Source organism: Actinomadura hibisca NBRC 15177 (assembly GCF_001552635.1).
Taxonomy (GTDB): Bacteria; Actinomycetota; Actinomycetes; order Streptosporangiales; family Streptosporangiaceae; genus Spirillospora; species Spirillospora hibisca.
Genome location: NZ_BCRO01000051.1, coordinates 86,150 through 102,186, shown reverse-complemented (window position 1 = coordinate 102,186; position 16,037 = coordinate 86,150). Strand labels below are relative to the sequence as shown.

Genomic DNA, 16,037 nt, shown 5'->3' with positions numbered 1-16,037 from the left:
CCCCGCCCCCGCGCGCGGGCCCTGCGCACGGGGGCGGGATGGATCCCTCGGGTCACTTCTTCTCGGGCGGTGCCTCTCCGCCGACGGCGGGCTTGCCGTTCTCGGCCTTCTCGGTCGTGACGGGCGCGGCCGTTCCCGCGGCGGGGACGGCCTCGACGCGCTCGGCGGCGGGCGCGGCGGGCGTCGCGCCCGCGTCCCGCTCCGTCCCGGTCGCGCCGACGGCGGCGGGCTCGGGCGTCCCGGCGACCCGCCCGGGGCCCTCCGTGCCGCCCGCCTCGCCCGCGCCGATCGGGTCGGCGCGCCGCTTGGAGACGACGATGGCCGCGACCACCACCGCCACCGCGCCCACCGTGACGCCCACGCGCAGCGGCACGTTGCCCGCGTAGGTGACCACGGCGTCGGCGATCAGCAGCGCGACTAGGTTCATCACCTTGATCAGCGGGTTGATCGCCGGGCCCGCGGTGTCCTTGAACGGGTCGCCGACCGTGTCGCCGATCACCGTGGCCTCGTGCGCCGGGCTGCCCTTGCCGCCCAGATGGCCCTCCTCGACCATCTTCTTGGCGTTGTCCCACGCGCCGCCGGAGTTGGCGAGGAACACCGCCATCAGCACCCCGGCCGCGATCGCGCCGCCCAGGAACGCGCCCAGCGGCGCGTACCCGAGCGCGAAGCCGACCGCGATCGGCGTCAGGATGGCCAGCAGACCCGGCGTGGCCAGCTCGCGCTGCGCGTCCCGGGTGCAGATGTCGATCACCCGGCCGTAGTCGGGCTTCTCGGTGTAGTCCATGATCCCGGGGTGGTCGCGGAACTGCTGGCGGACCTCCACCACGACCCGCCCGGCCGCCCGGCCCACCGCCATGATCGCCAGGCCGGAGAACAGGAACACCACCGAGGCGCCCGCGATCAGGCCGATCAGCACGTTCGGGTTGTCGATCGACAGGCTGAAGTCCGCGAACGAGCCCAGCGCGTCCTTGGCGTCCTGCGAGGCGTTCTGGAGCGCGCTGACCACCGTCGTCCGGAACGAGCCGAACAGCGCGGTCGCCGCCAGCACCGCCGTCGCGATCGCGATGCCCTTGGTGATCGCCTTGGTGGTGTTGCCGACCGCGTCCAGCCGCTCCAGCACCGCCGCGGCCTCGCCCTGCACGTCGCCGGACATCTCGGCGATGCCCTGCGCGTTGTCGGAGACCGGCCCGAAGGTGTCCATCGACACGATCACGCCGACCGTGGTGAGCAGCCCGGTCCCGGCCATCGCGACCGCGAACAGCGCCACCGTCGTGTTGCCGAAGCCCAGCAGGAACGCCCCGTAGACCGCGCCGCCGATCACCAGGGCGGTGTAGACGGCCGACTCCAGGCCGAGCGAGATGCCCGCCAGGATCACCGTCGCGGGCCCGGTGCGGGCGCTGGCGGTGACCTCCTTGACCGGCTTGCGGCTGGTCTCGGTGAAGTAGCCGGTGAGCAGCTGGATCGCGCTGGCCAGCACGATGCCGATCAGCACCGCGCCCAGCGCCACCCAGCGCGGGTCGGCGTCCAGACCGCGCACGCCCTGGTCGGAGACGCCCGACAGGTCGGCGAACGAGGAGGGCAGGTACACGAACGCCGCGACCGCGACCAGCACCGCCGAGATGATCGCCGAGATGAAGAAGCCCCGGTTGATCGCCGACATGCCCGAGCGGTCCCTGGCGCGCGGCGCCACCGCGAAGATCCCGATCACCGCGGTGATCACGCCGATCATCGGCACGATCAGCGGGAACACCAGGCCCTCGGTGCCGAACGCGGCGCTGCCCAGGATCAGTGCGGCCACCAGCATGACCGCGTAGGACTCGAACAGGTCGGCCGCCATGCCCGCGCAGTCGCCGACGTTGTCGCCCACGTTGTCGGCGATCGTGGCGGCGTTGCGCGGGTCGTCCTCGGGGATGCCCTGCTCGACCTTGCCGACCAGGTCGGCGCCCACGTCGGCGGCCTTGGTGAAGATGCCGCCGCCGACCCGCATGAACATCGCCAGCAGCGCCGCGCCGAACCCGAAGCCCTCCAGCACCTTGGGCGCGTCGCCCTTGTAGGCCAGCACCACCACGGCCGCCCCGAACAGCCCGAGGCCGACCGTGAACATCCCGGCCACGCCGCCGGTGCGGAAGGCGATCCGCATCGCCTTGCGCTCGCCGCCCTCCTCCCGGGCGGCCGCCGCGACGCGGACGTTGCCGCGCACCGCCAGCCACATGCCGACGAACCCGGTCACCGCGGAGAACAGCGCCCCGATGACGAAGAACACCGAACGGCCGATCCGTTCCCCGGTCGAGTCGGCGGGCAGCAGCAGGAGGACGAGCGGGATCAGGACCACGAAGACCGCGACCGTGCGGAACTGGCGTCTCAGGTAGGCGAGCGCGCCCTCCTGCACGGCGCGCGCGATCTCCTGCATCTTGTCGGTGCCCTGGCCGGCGGCCAGCACCTCGCGTACCAGACCTGCGGCGACGGCCAGTGCCAGCAGCGCGACCACTGCGACGACGACGACCAGGGTGAGGTCGCCGCCGCCGAGATCCACTTCTGCGCCGGCCGGGCTTGACAGGGAAAGCCCAGACATCCGTCCTCCTCGACAGGGGCGTGGGATCGAACCGTCCAGAGAAAGGACGATCTTTACCGCGTACCCCGCGCGCGAGGATTTGGAACTTTCTCCGCGATGGCGCGGGTTCCGGGAGTCCGCGCAGGCCGCCTGGCGAGGAGAAGGGCGGGCGGCATTTCATCGAGTTGACGCGAAAGCGCAACCGGACCGGCGTTGATTTTTGCCCAATTCTTCGCCACGGAAGCGATCAGGCCAGGTCAGAGCACAGGTAGGGAAGTATCGCCAGGATCAGCATTGACGGCGACGAATTTCTTTCACACCAGCCACACAGGCCCCATCCGGCCACCCCGAAAACCCTAATAGACGCCACCCGAATAACGGCGTCCCACCAATGCTCAGAAGACGATCTCATAATCACCGTCCCCGCCCGCACCCGGGCCCCCTTGAGCCCGACAGGACCGGCGTTTTCCACCGCCAGACCGCATCCGAGCCCACCGCCCCCCGCTTCCCGGACACGGCGAAGGCCCCGTCCCTTGCGGGGACGGGGCCTTCGGCGCGTTCGGGACGGGGGGGTGCGCTAGGACGTCGCAGCGGGTGCGGACGGCCAGCTCATGCGGATCTGGACGCCCTTGGGGGTCGTGGTGATCTCCACGTCCTCGGCCAGGCCCTCGATCACGGCCAGCCCGAGGTCCATCGACCCGTCGTCGAGCGCGGTCTCCAGGTCCTCCGCCGTCTCCAGGCCCCGTGCCGCGCCGGCCTCGGGGAGGCCGGCCGGGGCCGCGGAGCCGCCGGGTCCGGCGGTGTCGTCGCCGGGGACCGAGTCGCTGACGATGACCTCGAACCGGTGGTCGGTGTCGATCAACTCCAGCCGCACCGGCTCGTCCGGGCAGTGCCGACGGTGCGCCGCCACCGCGCGGGAGCAGGCCTCGCCCACGGCGAGCCGCACCTCGTCCAGCAGGTCCTGGTCGATGCCACTGCGCCGGGCCACGGCGGTGACGATCAGGCGGGCCGTGCGGACATGGACGGGCAGCGCACTGAATGAGAGCTCAACGGTCGCCATGTGTGCGTGGGCCTACTTGGCGCCCTTGCGCTTCTCCTCGGCATCGGCGATCGAGTCGTGGATGCCGAAGACCTTGGTCAGCCCGGTGATCCGGAAGATCTTGAGGATGCGCTCCTGGGTGCACACCAGCTCCAGCGAGCCGTCGTGCGCGCGCACGCGCTTCAGGCCGCCGACCAGCACGCCCAGGCCCGTCGAGTCGAGGAACTCGACCTTCTCCATGTCCACCAGCAGGTGGAACTTGCCCTTGTTGACCAGGTCGATGAGCTTCTCGCGAAGCTTCGGCGCCGTGTAGACGTCGATCTCGCCCTCCACCGTGATGACGGTGAGACCGTCGTCGGTGGTGTAGTCGTTCACCTTCAGGTCCACAGGTCCTCCAGCGCCCTACAGCACATTCACAATCCCGCCGCCCGATCCTCCGGCTGGATGGCTCGCGGCGACGGAACTCCGTCGAAATTCAACCACGCTCCGGCGGTGTGTAGGCACGTTATCGCCCACGAGAGCGAAACTTCGCGCCATCCCGGGTGACCGGTCTGACCTGCTGATCCACTGGTCAGGGCAGGGGGAACCAGGCCACCGGCGCCGGGGCGTTCCCCTAGTTCTGCCCATGCTGGCAGACTGAAAACCTGATGGGCGCCCAAAGATCTTTCCCTCCGCTGGACCGGCTGCTGGCCGATCCGTCCCGCCGCGGGCGGATCACCCACGTGCACGGGGTTCCCGCACGTCAGGGCCGTCGCGCGCCGTGGCCGGACTGGGCTCCCGAACCGCTGGTGCAGCGGCTCGCGGCAGCCGGGATCGAGGCGCCCTGGGAGCACCAGGCGGCCGCCGCCGAGCACGCCCGCGCCGGCCGGTCTGTGATCATCGCCACCGGCACCGCGTCCGGCAAGTCGCTGGCCTACCTGCTGCCCGCCGTCGCGACGATCTACGACGAGGACCCGCGCGAGCAGGGCACCGTGTTGTACCTGTCGCCGACCAAGGCGCTGGCCGCCGACCAGCTCCGCGCGCTGCGCGCCCTGCGCCTGACCCGGGTGCGCGCGGCCGCCTACGACGGCGACACCCCGCGCGACGAGCGCACCTGGGCGCGGCAGCACGCCAACTACGTCCTGACCAACCCCGACATGCTGCACCGATCGCTGCTGCCCGGCCACGCTCGGTGGGGGGCGTTCCTGCGCCGCCTCAAGTACGTGGTCATCGACGAGGCGCACGGCTACCGGGGCGTGTTCGGCTCGCACGTGGCGCAGATCCTGCGCCGGCTGCGCCGGATCTGCGCCCGCTACCGCGCCGCGCCGACGTTCGTCCTGGCGTCGGCGACGACCTCCGAGCCCGCCGCGGCCGCGTCCCGGCTGACCGGGGTGGACGTGGTCGCGGTCGCCGACGACGCCTCCCCGCGCGGGCCCGCGACCTTCGCCCTGTGGGAGCCGCCGCTGACCGACCTGCGCGGCGAGCACGGCGCGCCCGTCCGCCGCACCGCCACGGCCGAGGCGTCGGACCTGCTGGCCGACCTCGTGGTCGAGGACGTCCAGACCCTCGCGTTCGTGCGGTCCCGGCGGGGCGCGGAGTCGGTCGCGCTCGGCGCGAAGCGCGCGCTGGCCGAGGTCGCCCCCGAGCTCGCCGACCGGGTCGCCGCCTACCGGGCGGGCTACCTGCCCGGGGAGCGCCGCGCCCTCGAACAGGCCCTGCGCTCCCGCGAGCTGGTCGGCCTGGCCAGCACCAACGCCCTGGAGCTGGGCGTGGACGTGTCCGGCCTCGACGCGGTGGTGATCTGCGGCTGGCCGGGCACCCGCGCGTCGTTGTGGCAGCAGGCGGGGCGCGCGGGCCGGTCCGGGCAGGACGCGCTGGCGGTGCTGGTCGCCCGCGACGACCCGCTGGACACCTTCCTGGTCCACCACCCCGAGGCGATCTTCGGCAACCCCGTCGAGGCCACCGTCCTGGACCCCGACAACCCCTACGTGCTGGAGCCCCACCTGTGCGCCGCGGCGTCGGAGCTGCCGCTGACCGAGGCCGACGAGGAGCTGTTCGGCCCGGCCACGGCGGCGCTGCTGCCCGACATGGTGCGCCGCGGCCTGCTGCGGCACCGCCCGACCGGCTGGTACTGGACGCGCCGCGACCGCGCCTGCGACCTGGCCGACATCCGCGGCGCGGGCGGGGCGCCCGTCCAGGTCGTCGAGCTGGGCACCGGCCGCCTGCTGGGCACGGTGGACGAGGCGTCCTCGCACACCCACGTGCACGAGGGCGCGGTGTACCTGCACCAGGGCGAGTCGTTCGTCGTCCAGACCCTCGACCTGGACGACTCGGTCGCGCTGGTCGAAGCCGCCGAGCCCGACTACTCGACCACCGCGCGCGACGTGACCGACATCCACATCGTGGAGACGCTGCGCTCGGCCGCCTGGGGCGAGGCGACCCTGAACTTCGGCACGGTCGAGGTCACCAACCAGGTGGTCGCCTACCAGATGCGCCGCCTCCAGACCGGCGAGATGCTGGGCGAGAAGCCGCTGGAGCTGCCGCCCCGCTCGTTGCGCACGCGGGCCGTCTGGTGGACGTTGTCGGCCGACCGGCTGGAGGAGCTGGGCGACATGGACCTGGGCGGCGCGGCCCACGCGGCCGAGCACGCCTCGATCGGCCTGCTGCCGCTGTTCGCGACGTGCGACCGGTGGGACATCGGCGGCGTCTCGACGGCGCTGCACCCGGACACGGGCCTGCTGACCGTCTTCGTGTACGACGGCCACGAGGGCGGCGCGGGCTTCGCCGAACGCGGCTACGCGGACGCGGCCGCCTGGCTGGGCGCGACCCGGGACGCGATCGCGGCCTGCGAGTGCGAGGCGGGCTGCCCGTCGTGCATCCAGTCCCCCAAGTGCGGCAACGGCAACGAGCCCTTGGACAAGCAGGGCGCGCTGGTCCTGCTGGGAGAACTGCTGAGCCAGGCCCCTCGCTGAACGCGGACGCGCTACCGGCGGCTCAGCGGGAGTGCGGCGCGGCGGCCGGGGCCTGCCCGCCCCGGCGGGCCTGCGCGAGGGCACGCTGGAGCTGCTGCTTCTCCAGCTCCAGCGTGTGGATGGACTCCTCGTGCTCGTCGCGGAGGTCCCGCAGCTCGCGGCGCATGTCCAGGGAGCGGCGCAGGCCGAAGGCGGCGATGGTGACGCCCAGCATGAAGACGATGGCGACGACCACTCCGGCGAAGAAGACCTGCCACTGCGAGGTGACGCCGGGAACGGTCTCACCGAACGCGCTGAGCTGGGCGGCGGCGGTGTTGTCCACGACGACGGCCACCGTGACCGCGACGGCGGCGGCCGCGAACAACAACCCCAAGAAGATCATGCGGAGCGCTCCCTATCTCCGGACGAACCGGGAGATCTCGGCTGGCAAGGCAGCCTAGACGTCCGTCCGGCCGCCCGCCATCCCTTCAGCCGATCAAGATCTTGCACGCCCCCGAAGCCGGACGGCCGCCAGGTGACCCCACCCGGCGGCCGCTCGCACACGTCCTACTTGGCCTTCGCGCGCCGCCCGCGCCGCCCCGGACCGTCGGCGGGCGCGTCGGCCTTGGCGATCCGGACGTTCACCCCGCCCGACCGCTTGCCGAGAGCAGCCGGCCGACGCCGCCCAGACGGAGCGGCACCCTTGTCAGCCCGCTTGCCCGCCTCGCCCTTGACGCCCTTGTCCAGCTCGACCTTGGCGTCATCAGCCACAACCGGCTTCTGCCCGCCCTTGACGTCGTCCGCTGGGCGCGGCTGGACCTTGCCGCCCTTGGCGTCATCAGCCACAACCGGCTTCCGCCCACTCTTGCCAGCGGCAGAGACAGCCTTGCCGCGCTTGGCGGCCGTCCCCTTACCGCCCACGACCGCCTTGTCCGCGGTTCCCTTGCCGCCCGCAGCCGCCTTGCCGGAGCCCTTGGCCGCCGGCGTCAGGGTGGCGGTCTTGGCCATGGCCTCGGCGGCGGCGATGTGCTCGCGGGCCGAGCTGACCCGCTTGCGTCCGGCTCCGGCGCGGGCCATGCGCGCGGCCATGCCCTTGTCGCTGACCCCGGCCTGGGCGACCCGCAGGCGGCGCGTCCAGGTGCCGAGGTGGGCGGCGACCACCAGCAGGATCAGCGCGATGCCGACGCTCTTGCCCCACTGGAGGCTGCTGCTCGCGGCCATGTTGGCCGCCTTGGGCGCCGGCTGCCCGGCGACCTGCGGCGTCGGGTAGAGGAAGCCCGGGGTGGAGCCGGGCGGCTGCACCGACGGCAGCGTGACCGGCGACTGGTCGTTGAACGGCGTGATCGGCGTCGTGTTGCCCGCCGGCGGCGTGGTGCCCGACGGGTAGCTGGGCGGGGTGAGGCCGGTGCCGCCGCCACCGCTGCCGCCATTGTTGGCACCGCCTCCGGCGACCGAGGTGCGGGCCGTCCCGGCGCTCGACGAGACCGAGCCGCCGGTGCCGCTGGACCGCTGGGCGCGCACGCTGACCGACACCGACCCGCCGGAGGTGGCGGTGAGGGTGGCCGAGCAGCTGGTGCCCGAGCAGAACGTGCCGACGCCGCCGCTCCGGTCGCTGACGCCGGAGCCGCCCACCGAGTAGCCGGTGAGGTCGTCCTCCAGCCCGAGGTTCCAGCGGACGGTGACCTTGGTGCCGGACGCGCTGGCCGACACGCCGCTGGGCCGCGCCGGGGGGATGCGCACGGTGAAGGTGTTGGAGTCGTAGACCTTCCCGGTGGGCCAGCCCTTGAGGTACACGGTGTACCGGCCGTTGCGCGTCACCGGGATGCTGCCCGACAGGGAACCGCTGAAGTTGCGCTCGTTGAGGAAGGTGTCGCCCGCCGCAGGCCCGCTGTAGCGGAGCTGCATCTTGACGGCGTCCTTGAACTGCGCCCGCACCGCGACCGCGGAGCCACTGGTGATGACCGCGCCGTTCCCCGGGGCGCTGACGCTGCCCGAGGTGGCATGGGCGGGCGTCGCGGTCAGAACCGGGAAACCGATCGCAAGGGGTGCGGCGAGAACGACAGCACCGATCCTGCGAATCCTGGTCACGGCCTCAATCCCTTCATCGGATGATCTGCCGACAACGTTCTGCTCATTCCGAACGCCGCGCCCAGCGGGAGGAGTCTCCGGCCATTCGGGGGGCGAGGGGCCGACGTGTCGAGTGATAACTGTGGGCTTACCGCAGCGTAACGTACCAAGTGGTAGCGCAAGTCACAGGAAGGTGACAAAGAGGGCATCGTCGCCCCCGAGCCCACTTCCGGCCACCTATTGACACTCGGTGCAACGAACCGCGGGGCGCCAGGTTACGCCCTCGGGCCCGACGGGACCAGCCCTGGCCCGAGAAACGACGGGCACCATCCCGACCGCACCCGGCCCGCGCACCACCATGGTCACCTCGACCTCGACGACCCGACCGCGCACCCGGCACCCCGACAGCCGCCCCCGGGAAGCAGCGACAACACGCCCCGCCCGCCGACAGGCGGCCCCCTCCCCCTCGGCCAGCCGAGCGGCCCCCGCCAAAGCAGCCAGATCGGCCGCGACCTCAGCCCGCTGCCGAGTCACCCGAATCCCGCCAACGGCCACGGCAGCGATCCCGACAAGCCAAACAAGCGCCACAAAGGCAACAACCCAAACCGTCCCAGCCCCCCGCTCCCGCCGCCCACCCTCAAAAACACCTTTCCACCGCGACAAAACAACATCACGCACCAAGCCACACACCCCAAACCCAAAGCTGGCCCCAGCCCCAAAGAACACCGCCGCCACCTCTCCCTTCCTGCCCGACGCCCCTCTTCTGCGGCACCCACCTAAATCCCCCAACACCCCCCGCACCCGAGCCACCACAAAGCAGCCCACCCCAAACACCAGCCCCTGCACAAAAGAGCCCGCCCTCTCCCTCAAACGGCCCCAGACACAACCCCCACAAAACAAGCCAAAAGCCGCCCCGCGCCCCAGCCCCACGGGGCGAGCGCCCCCAGCCCCACGGGGCGAGCGCGCCCTTTGGGCGGCGCTCACCCCTACGGGACCGCGCATCACCTCCTCTCAGAGCTCATGGGCTGCGGCTGCGGCTGCTGCGGCTGCTGCGGCTGCTGCGGCTGCTGCGGCGGCGATGGGGCGGGATCGGCGCCTGGTTCGGTGGCTGCGATGGCTTGGGCGTGGACGGTCAGCGGGGGCAGGCCGGCGGCCGCCGGTGCCCGGATGCGGGTGGTGATCTCGACTCGGGACGTCTCGGCGTCGCGATGAACGGTGATCGTAGCCCCGTTGGGAACGGCCTCCGCGACGGCGGCGCGGACAGCGGAAAGGGACTCCCCGCGAGCGGCCGCGCGAGCGCCGCTACGGGCCGCGTCCGTACAGGCGAGATGAACCGAGGCGACGGACACTCCCCACAGGCAGATGGCCGTGACCAGCACCAGCGCGGGAAGGGTCAGGGCGATCTCCGCGGTCACCATGCCGCGGTCCCGCCCCGCCGAAGCGCCGGTCAACCGCCGAACGCGAGGGCCTTCTTGACGATCCCTAAAAGCATCGCCCTTATTTCTGGGCTTTTCGCGATGTAGAACAGAGTCGCGGCGAAAGTCGCCGCCGCGACGGTGCCGATGGCGTATTCGACCGTGGACATTCCGGCGTCCCGGGCAGTGCGCCAGCGTCGCGACAACGTCTTCTTGATCCTCTTCGCCTGCTTCATCGTGCGCTCCTCATCGTTTCCGAGAGACGGACGTCCCTCGGGTCGGGAAATGGTTCGAGAGCAATCGTGTGTGGTTGAGCCAGGAAAGCCCATGCTTTTCAGTCCGCTGGAAGGGCGAGCGCTTCCGACAGCGGGGGCTGAAAAGCTCCTCACCAACTCAAGGGTGACCCTGGCGAGTAGCCGACACCAGACCGAATCCAATTCTGTGGATAACTAGATTCTGGGTCGCTGACCTGGCCATATGCGAGCGGGACGACGCTGACAGCGCGCCACACCTTCGATGTGAAGGCATGGTGGCGCGCGTGCCGTCATAGGTGCCGCTGCGCTCCCAAGCAGGGCCAACGTGGCGCGTGTGCCGTCGTGGGCGTCGCTGCACCCCCAAGCAGAGCCAACGTGGCGCCGTTCCAGGTCTAGGCGTCATTCGCCGGTCCTGTGAGTGGCTCCTTTCAGGGCAGGGTGATCGTTGCGGCGAAGCCCGCGATCGCCGGGACGATTCCGATCAGCACGAACGCCGGCAGGAAGCACAGGCCGAGGGGAGCCATGGCCTTGATGCCCGCCGCGTGGGCGCGGGCGGTGGCGGCCAGGCCCGCGGTACGGCGTTGATCCTGGGCCAGGCGGGACAGGGTCGGCGCCGGGGCCGCGCCGGTCTGTGCGGCTCGGACGGCGGTCCGCGCCAACGGAGCCAGGGGCGGGTCGTCGGCCAAGGCCAGCCAGGCAGTTGCCGGATCGACGCCCAGGCGGATCTGGACGGCGACGCCGCGCAGCTCTTCCCCCAGCGGGCCGCCGACCGCTTCCGCGACGGCGTCGACCGCTTCGCTCCACGGCGTTCCGCCTCGCATGCAGGCGGCGAGTAGGTCCACCGCCACAGGAAGATCCGCGATCAGGCGAGCGTGCCGGCGTCGGAGGTCGGCATGGCCCAGCCGGTTGAAGGAATGGTGCACGAACGCTGCCAGGCCGAGCCCTGCCACGGCTCCGGTGAGGCCGCCCAGCAGCATGAAGCACACCAGCCCTACCGCAAGGGCTGCCGCCTTGCGCAGGAGTGGTTCGTGGCGGCCGGGAGCGTTCTGGCACGTGCACTCGTCTCCAGTGCGGGTGCGTTCACTGAGGCGATCTCGCTGGCCGCGATGACCCTGCGCTTTGGAGCGGTTGTGCTCTCTTGCGTGGAGTTGGTCCCCTGGAGAGCCGCGTGCCTCAGGACGGGCTTGCTCGCTGGGACGGCCGGGCGCTGTGCGGCGGCCGTATGGTTCGGGACGGTCTCGTTCCTTGAAATACCTTCCTTCTCTGGGCCTCTTGGGGCGTCCGTCTTTGCTGGTATGGCCGTGCTTCTTGCAGGGCGGGCGGCGGTGTTCGTCTGGTGGAGGGAGGCTGCGGGCCAGTCTTCGTTCGGTCGGCTTCGGGCCTGCGGGGAGCAGGAAGCCGCAGAGCGCCATGCAGAGAACGGCCGCCCATGCCGCGATCATCTCGGGGCCTCCGCTGCCTGAGCCAGACGACGGGTCCACCACAGGCCGACCAGGTCGAGGGTGATGCCACCGGCCAGGCAGCCCGCTCCTGGAAGCGTGCCGAGGAGGAAGGCCACCGGATTCGCGCCCAGGGCCGCCCCCATGCCGAGGCCGAGGAGTGGCAGGAGGGCCAGCATCCGCGCGGTGACTCGGGGCGCGGCAAGCTGGGCGGCGATCTCCTGATGTTGTGTCTCCTCGGCACGGAGCGCGGAGGCCAGGCCGTCCAGGACGGAGGCCAGGGTGCCGCCCTGTTCCGCGCCGACTCGCCAGCAGGCAGCCAGGAGACGTAATCCTTCCGCGCCCGGATGTTCGGCTGCCAAGGCCTCCAGGCGTGCGCCGCCCAGAAGACGGGCGGAAATGTGCGGGTCGAGGATGGCGGCCGACATCTTGAACGCCTCGTCCGGGCTGCGGCCCGCCGCCAGCTCGGCTGCCATGCCGTCGCACAGCTCGATGACGGCCATCCGCCACTGCTGTGGCCGCCGTCCGCGTTCGCGGAACGCGGTGAACCCGGCAGCCAGCAGGCGATACAGCCGGTCGGTGAGCGAGACGGCAGGTGACCGGTCGGCCTGGAACCGGGCCAGGCGTCCTGTGGTCGGGGGCGGGGCCATGAAGGTCCATGTCGCGCCCGCCGCACAGAGCGCCGCCAGCATCGTTGCCCCGCTCATGGCGGTGGGCGGAGACGGTCGGTAGAGGGCCGGTCGGGGCTGTCGGGGTCGGGGTCGGGGTGGTTGTTCCTGTACTGGTCGGTGGTCAGTGCGGTCGTGGCGAACTCGGCGAAGGCTTCTGAAGTGCGTTCTTTCTGGGTGCGTTCTTCCGGGGTGCGTTCTTCCTGGTCAGGTTCGTCTTGGTCGTGCCTGAAACGGGCTTGATCGAGGTGGCCGGAGTGGCCGTGTCCTGACGCGTGTTGCTTCGCCTTCGGGTGAGGCTGGTCACCGTGCTTCGCGTTCGTTGGCGTGGGAGACGCCGGGGCCACACCGTTCGTATCGGGGGTAGGTGTGGTGGTTCGTTTTCGGCTTGGGCGGGGTGGGGTCCAGCGGTGGTTCAGGCGCGTTGCCAGTGCTTCGGCTCCGGGGGCTGCCACCACGTCGCCTGCCTCGGTGAACGCGACTGCCGGAAGTACGCCCACCAACCCGTCGGGCGCACGTTCCAGCAGGCTCACCTCCGACACCCGGCGGCGTCCGCCGGCCGGGTCGCGCACCAGGTGAACGATCACGTCCAGGGCCGCCGCCAGCTGGCTGTGCACCGCTTCCCTCGTCAGGCCCGCCGCACACGCCAGGGCCTCCAGGCGTGCCGGTACGTCTGCGGCCCTGTTGGCGTGCAACGTGCCGCAACCTCCTTCATGCCCGGTGTTCAGCGCGCTCAGGAGAGTTCCCATAAGTACGTTTGCACCTACACTCACATCAGGACCCACCGGTAAGGACCTCCACATGAATGAGCGCCACCAGCGGCGACCGGCCCGCGACTACAAGCACGGCACCGCCGCCATCGAAAAGCAGGGTGCGGTGATCCGCGACTGGTTGGCCGCGAAGGGATACGACGCCTCGCCGGAGCCGACGCTCCACCCGGCGGGCCGCGTCAAGCGCATCCTGTCCCGGCTTCGTCGGCGCGGGTAGTGGCCGCGCTTCCCAAGGCGGCCGGGATCTACTGCCGCCTCTCCTACGCCCCTGACGGCTCCCTGGAGAAGGTCGAACGACAGGAGGCCGACTGCCGCGAGGTGGCCGCGCGGCTCGGCTGGCCGGTGTCGGAAGAGCACATCTTCCCCGACAACAACCGGTCGGCGTGGCAGCGGAACCGCAAGCGCCCGCAGTGGGATCGGATGCTCGCCGCGATCGAGGCCGGGGAGATCGACGCCATCGTGGTCTACCACGGTGACCGGCTCATCCGGCAGCCGTACGACCTGGAGAAGCTCCTCAACATCACCGACTCCAAAGGCGTCCGCATCGCATCGCCGTCGGGCACTCGCAACTTGGACAACTCCGACGACCGGTTCGTGTTGCGGATCGAGGCCGCACAGGCGTGCCGGGCTAGCGACGACACCAGTCGCCGCGTGCTGCGGGGTCTGGAATCGCGAGCCAAGAAAGGAAAGGCGAAACCGGGCGGGAAACGCGCTTTCGGATTCGAGGCGGATGCAGAAACTCGCCGCGAATCGGAATGCGAGGTGATCGCTGAGAGTGTCGATCGGTTGATGTCTGGGCAATCCCGTGGGGGGATTCTCCGCTGGATGAACAGCGTGTCGTGCACGACCGAAGGTAATGAGTGGACTCTGCGAGGGCTCACCAACGTGTGGAAGGCCTCGCGCATCGCTGGCCTGGTCTATCAAAGTGGCGTCTACTACAGGGCGGTGTGGGAGCCGATCATCTCTCCGGAGACGTGGGAGGCTCTCAAACTTCTGCTTGCTCAGAGCGCGGAGGATTATCCCGCTCCGGGCAGAGAACGCAAGTACTTGCTGACGGGCGTGGCTACATGTGAGACGAAGCACCGGCTTTTCCCTAAGCCCGCCGGTGGCCGGAATCGAAAGACAACGCGCCTTTACTATTGCCGGGTTAAAGGATGCCCGACATCGGTGGGGCGGAATATCGCACTCCTGGATGCGTATGTGGAGGGGCGCGTCCTGGCGCTGCTGAATGACCCGGATTTCATCGAGGAGATCATGACGGCGGCCCCATCGGTGGCCAAGGAGATCGCCGAGCTGGAGGTGCGTAAGGCGGCCGTGGTCACGCAGATCGAGGACCTGGTTGATCATCCCGACCTGGACGCGGGGCTGTTGATGAAGTCGCTGGCCGGGTTCAATCGCAAGGTCAAGCAGTTGCAGGACAGTGCAGCGATGTCGGAGCGACGGCGGCTGCTGCGGCGGGTGGCGGGCATCTCGCGCGACGAGTGGGACGAGCTGCCGATCGACGTGCGGACGTCGGTGGTGAGAGCCACGTACAAGGTGACGGTCCTGCCGACTACGAAGCGGGGCCCGGGGTTCGACACATCGGCGGTGCGGATGGAGCGGGTGCCGGTGGCGGATGAGGCGGCGAAGCCCAAGAAGGCGAAGAGGACGAAGACGAAGTAGGGCGGGCCCGGCCGTTGCGGGCCGGCCGGGTCCGTCAGCTCCTAGTTGAGCCGGTTGGCGCCGCTGGGTTCGGTGCCGCGCGGCCCCTCGGTGGCACGTTCCACCCTGACCTGCATGGCGAGGGTCGCGTCTCGCTGCTGCGCAGCCAGCAGCATCAGGTCGTCGTCGTGCTGCTGCTGCATCCCCGTGACCCTGGCCAATCCCTGCTCCAGTCGCGTCAGGCGCTTGTTCAGCACCTTGACGGCGATGACCGTGGTGGCGGCGACGGCGCCGAGCACGATCAACGTCAGCCCGACCGCGAGCGGATCAGCGCCCGAGGTCAGCTCGACGGCCACGATGAACGCCCCTACGGCGATCGGCGCGGCGATGGCGGCGTGCCGCACGAGGGTGGACAGGTGCGGGGGTTTGCGGGTCTGCACTGGGCTGCTCCTAGGTGGTCCCAGGGGCGATCAGCGCTGGTCACGGACTCTCGCGGAGGGTCCGCGTCGCGGGTACCGGCGGTGGTCATCCCAACTTCTGTGACGCCGTCGGCGTCGTGGAATGTCCAATCATGCGCCGTAACGTGATCAAAACGCATCATTCGGTAGGGATAGGAAAGTCTCACCCAGACCCGAGTGAACTAATGAACACTCCTGTACGTCTAACGCGTCTCAGTCGCTGCGGCTCTGGCGGAGCGCTTGCAGCATCCCCAGGAGCACCCGCTCCTCGCGCGCGTCGGCGTCGGCGAGGAACTCCTTGACCTTGGCAAGGATCTCGTCGTGCTGCTGCACGATGTCAGCCACGGTCGGCTGGCCGGCGCGTTCGCGTGCCAGCCCCTCGCGCGCTGCCGCTTCGGCGGTGAGCGGCTCCCCGCCAGACAGGATGGCCTGGACGCTGCCGGTTTTCCACTGGAGCGCCCGCTCCAGTCCAGCCAGGATGTGCGGCTTGTAGCTGGCCTGGGACGCGCCTTCGATGTTGCGCAGGGTGGCGGTAGAGGGCCCGCCAGCTTGGCGGACCTCCTCCTGCTTGAGCCCCAGCTCGTTGCGGCGCTCAAGAACGAAGCGCGCCAGCCGGGGCCAATCGTTGCCGGGATCAGAGCCCATGACGGCAATGATGCACGATGGCTCGCTATGGGTCGAGCGAGGTAAGGGCGACCTATCAACCTTGGATAGCGCTCCCTGTCGGTCCATGTCGCCACCTTTTCAACCCATCACCGCTATGTAGCGCTGTTCCCATTGACACCCATCGCTACCTAGCGCAAGA

General features: G+C 70.5%; 16 protein-coding genes and 1 pseudogene. 3 read left to right on the top strand and 14 right to left on the bottom strand.

Going from position 1 to position 16,037, the window contains the following annotated elements:
* Window positions 1-52: 52 nt before the first annotated feature.
* The 3 genes from AH6_RS24560 to AH6_RS24550 form a co-directional block, all read right to left on the bottom strand.
* Window positions 53-2,572, bottom strand: coding sequence for a sodium-translocating pyrophosphatase (locus AH6_RS24560; protein ID WP_245679452.1), 2,520 nt, complete (start codon window positions 2,570-2,572; stop codon window positions 53-55).
* A 556-nt stretch (window positions 2,573-3,128) separates the two neighbouring features.
* Entirely contained in the window at window positions 3,129-3,611 is a 483-nt protein-coding gene (locus tag AH6_RS24555) for an ATP-binding protein (RefSeq protein WP_067483868.1), read from the bottom strand.
* A 12-nt stretch (window positions 3,612-3,623) separates the two neighbouring features.
* Entirely contained in the window at window positions 3,624-3,977 is a 354-nt protein-coding gene (locus AH6_RS24550; protein WP_067483866.1) for an STAS domain-containing protein, read from the bottom strand.
* Window positions 3,978-4,237: 260 nt separating this feature from the next.
* Here AH6_RS24550 and sftH point away from each other — a divergent pair, with 260 nt between their 5' ends.
* On the top strand, window positions 4,238-6,541 hold the full coding sequence (gene sftH / locus AH6_RS24545) for a DEAD/DEAH box helicase (protein ID WP_083983406.1): 2,304 nt from the start codon (window positions 4,238-4,240) through the stop codon (window positions 6,539-6,541).
* Between the two features lie 22 nt (window positions 6,542-6,563).
* Here the strand turns inward: sftH and AH6_RS24540 are convergent, their stop codons facing one another.
* From AH6_RS24540 to AH6_RS47130, 9 genes and pseudogenes are all read right to left on the bottom strand, one after another.
* The gene (locus tag AH6_RS24540) at window positions 6,564-6,923 is read right to left on the bottom strand and encodes a hypothetical protein (RefSeq protein ID WP_067483864.1); all 360 of its coding nucleotides are present in this window, start codon (window positions 6,921-6,923) and stop codon (window positions 6,564-6,566) included.
* Window positions 6,924-7,087: 164 nt separating this feature from the next.
* Complete coding sequence (locus tag AH6_RS24535) at window positions 7,088-8,608, bottom strand: hypothetical protein (RefSeq protein WP_157431681.1); 1,521 nt, start codon at window positions 8,606-8,608, stop codon at window positions 7,088-7,090.
* A gap of 216 nt (window positions 8,609-8,824) precedes the next feature.
* Window positions 8,825-9,589: an Rv3654c family TadE-like protein gene (locus AH6_RS42690; protein ID WP_083983405.1), complete on the bottom strand. Its 765-nt coding sequence runs from the start codon at window positions 9,587-9,589 to the stop codon at window positions 8,825-8,827.
* A complete protein-coding gene (locus AH6_RS24530; protein ID WP_067483860.1) occupies window positions 9,589-10,005 on the bottom strand; it encodes a TadE family type IV pilus minor pilin in 417 nt (138 codons plus the stop codon). Before AH6_RS24530 ends, AH6_RS42690 begins: the two co-directional genes overlap by 1 nt.
* Before the next feature lie 29 nt (window positions 10,006-10,034).
* The gene (locus tag AH6_RS24525; RefSeq protein ID WP_067483858.1) at window positions 10,035-10,238 is read right to left on the bottom strand and encodes a DUF4244 domain-containing protein; all 204 of its coding nucleotides are present in this window, start codon (window positions 10,236-10,238) and stop codon (window positions 10,035-10,037) included.
* A 446-nt stretch (window positions 10,239-10,684) separates the two neighbouring features.
* On the bottom strand, window positions 10,685-11,233 hold the full coding sequence (locus tag AH6_RS24520; protein ID WP_083983413.1) for a type II secretion system F family protein: 549 nt from the start codon (window positions 11,231-11,233) through the stop codon (window positions 10,685-10,687).
* A 461-nt stretch (window positions 11,234-11,694) separates the two neighbouring features.
* Window positions 11,695-12,387, bottom strand: a complete 693-nt coding sequence (locus tag AH6_RS24515; protein ID WP_245679451.1) for a type II secretion system F family protein — start codon at window positions 12,385-12,387, stop codon at window positions 11,695-11,697.
* A gap of 11 nt (window positions 12,388-12,398) precedes the next feature.
* On the bottom strand, window positions 12,399-12,980 hold the full coding sequence (locus tag AH6_RS47135) for a hypothetical protein (protein ID WP_373861788.1): 582 nt from the start codon (window positions 12,978-12,980) through the stop codon (window positions 12,399-12,401).
* Window positions 12,981-13,112 (bottom strand): annotated as a pseudogene (locus tag AH6_RS47130) (ATPase, T2SS/T4P/T4SS family); the annotation flags it as partial.
* 52 nt (window positions 13,113-13,164) lie between these two features.
* Between AH6_RS47130 and AH6_RS44775 the strand changes: the two are divergent.
* Complete coding sequence (locus AH6_RS44775) at window positions 13,165-13,350, top strand: hypothetical protein (RefSeq protein WP_067483854.1); 186 nt, start codon at window positions 13,165-13,167, stop codon at window positions 13,348-13,350.
* The gene (locus AH6_RS24505) at window positions 13,350-14,795 is read left to right on the top strand and encodes a recombinase family protein (RefSeq protein WP_067483852.1); all 1,446 of its coding nucleotides are present in this window, start codon (window positions 13,350-13,352) and stop codon (window positions 14,793-14,795) included. The genes AH6_RS44775 and AH6_RS24505 overlap by 1 nt, the downstream gene beginning before the upstream one ends.
* A gap of 41 nt (window positions 14,796-14,836) precedes the next feature.
* Here the strand turns inward: AH6_RS24505 and AH6_RS24500 are convergent, their stop codons facing one another.
* Together AH6_RS24500 and AH6_RS24495 are read right to left on the bottom strand one after the other, a co-directional pair.
* Window positions 14,837-15,214, bottom strand: coding sequence for a hypothetical protein (locus AH6_RS24500; protein ID WP_067483850.1), 378 nt, complete (start codon window positions 15,212-15,214; stop codon window positions 14,837-14,839).
* 231 nt (window positions 15,215-15,445) lie between these two features.
* Window positions 15,446-15,877, bottom strand: a complete 432-nt coding sequence (locus AH6_RS24495; protein ID WP_067483848.1) for a hypothetical protein — start codon at window positions 15,875-15,877, stop codon at window positions 15,446-15,448.
* Window positions 15,878-16,037: the final 160 nt, after the last annotated feature.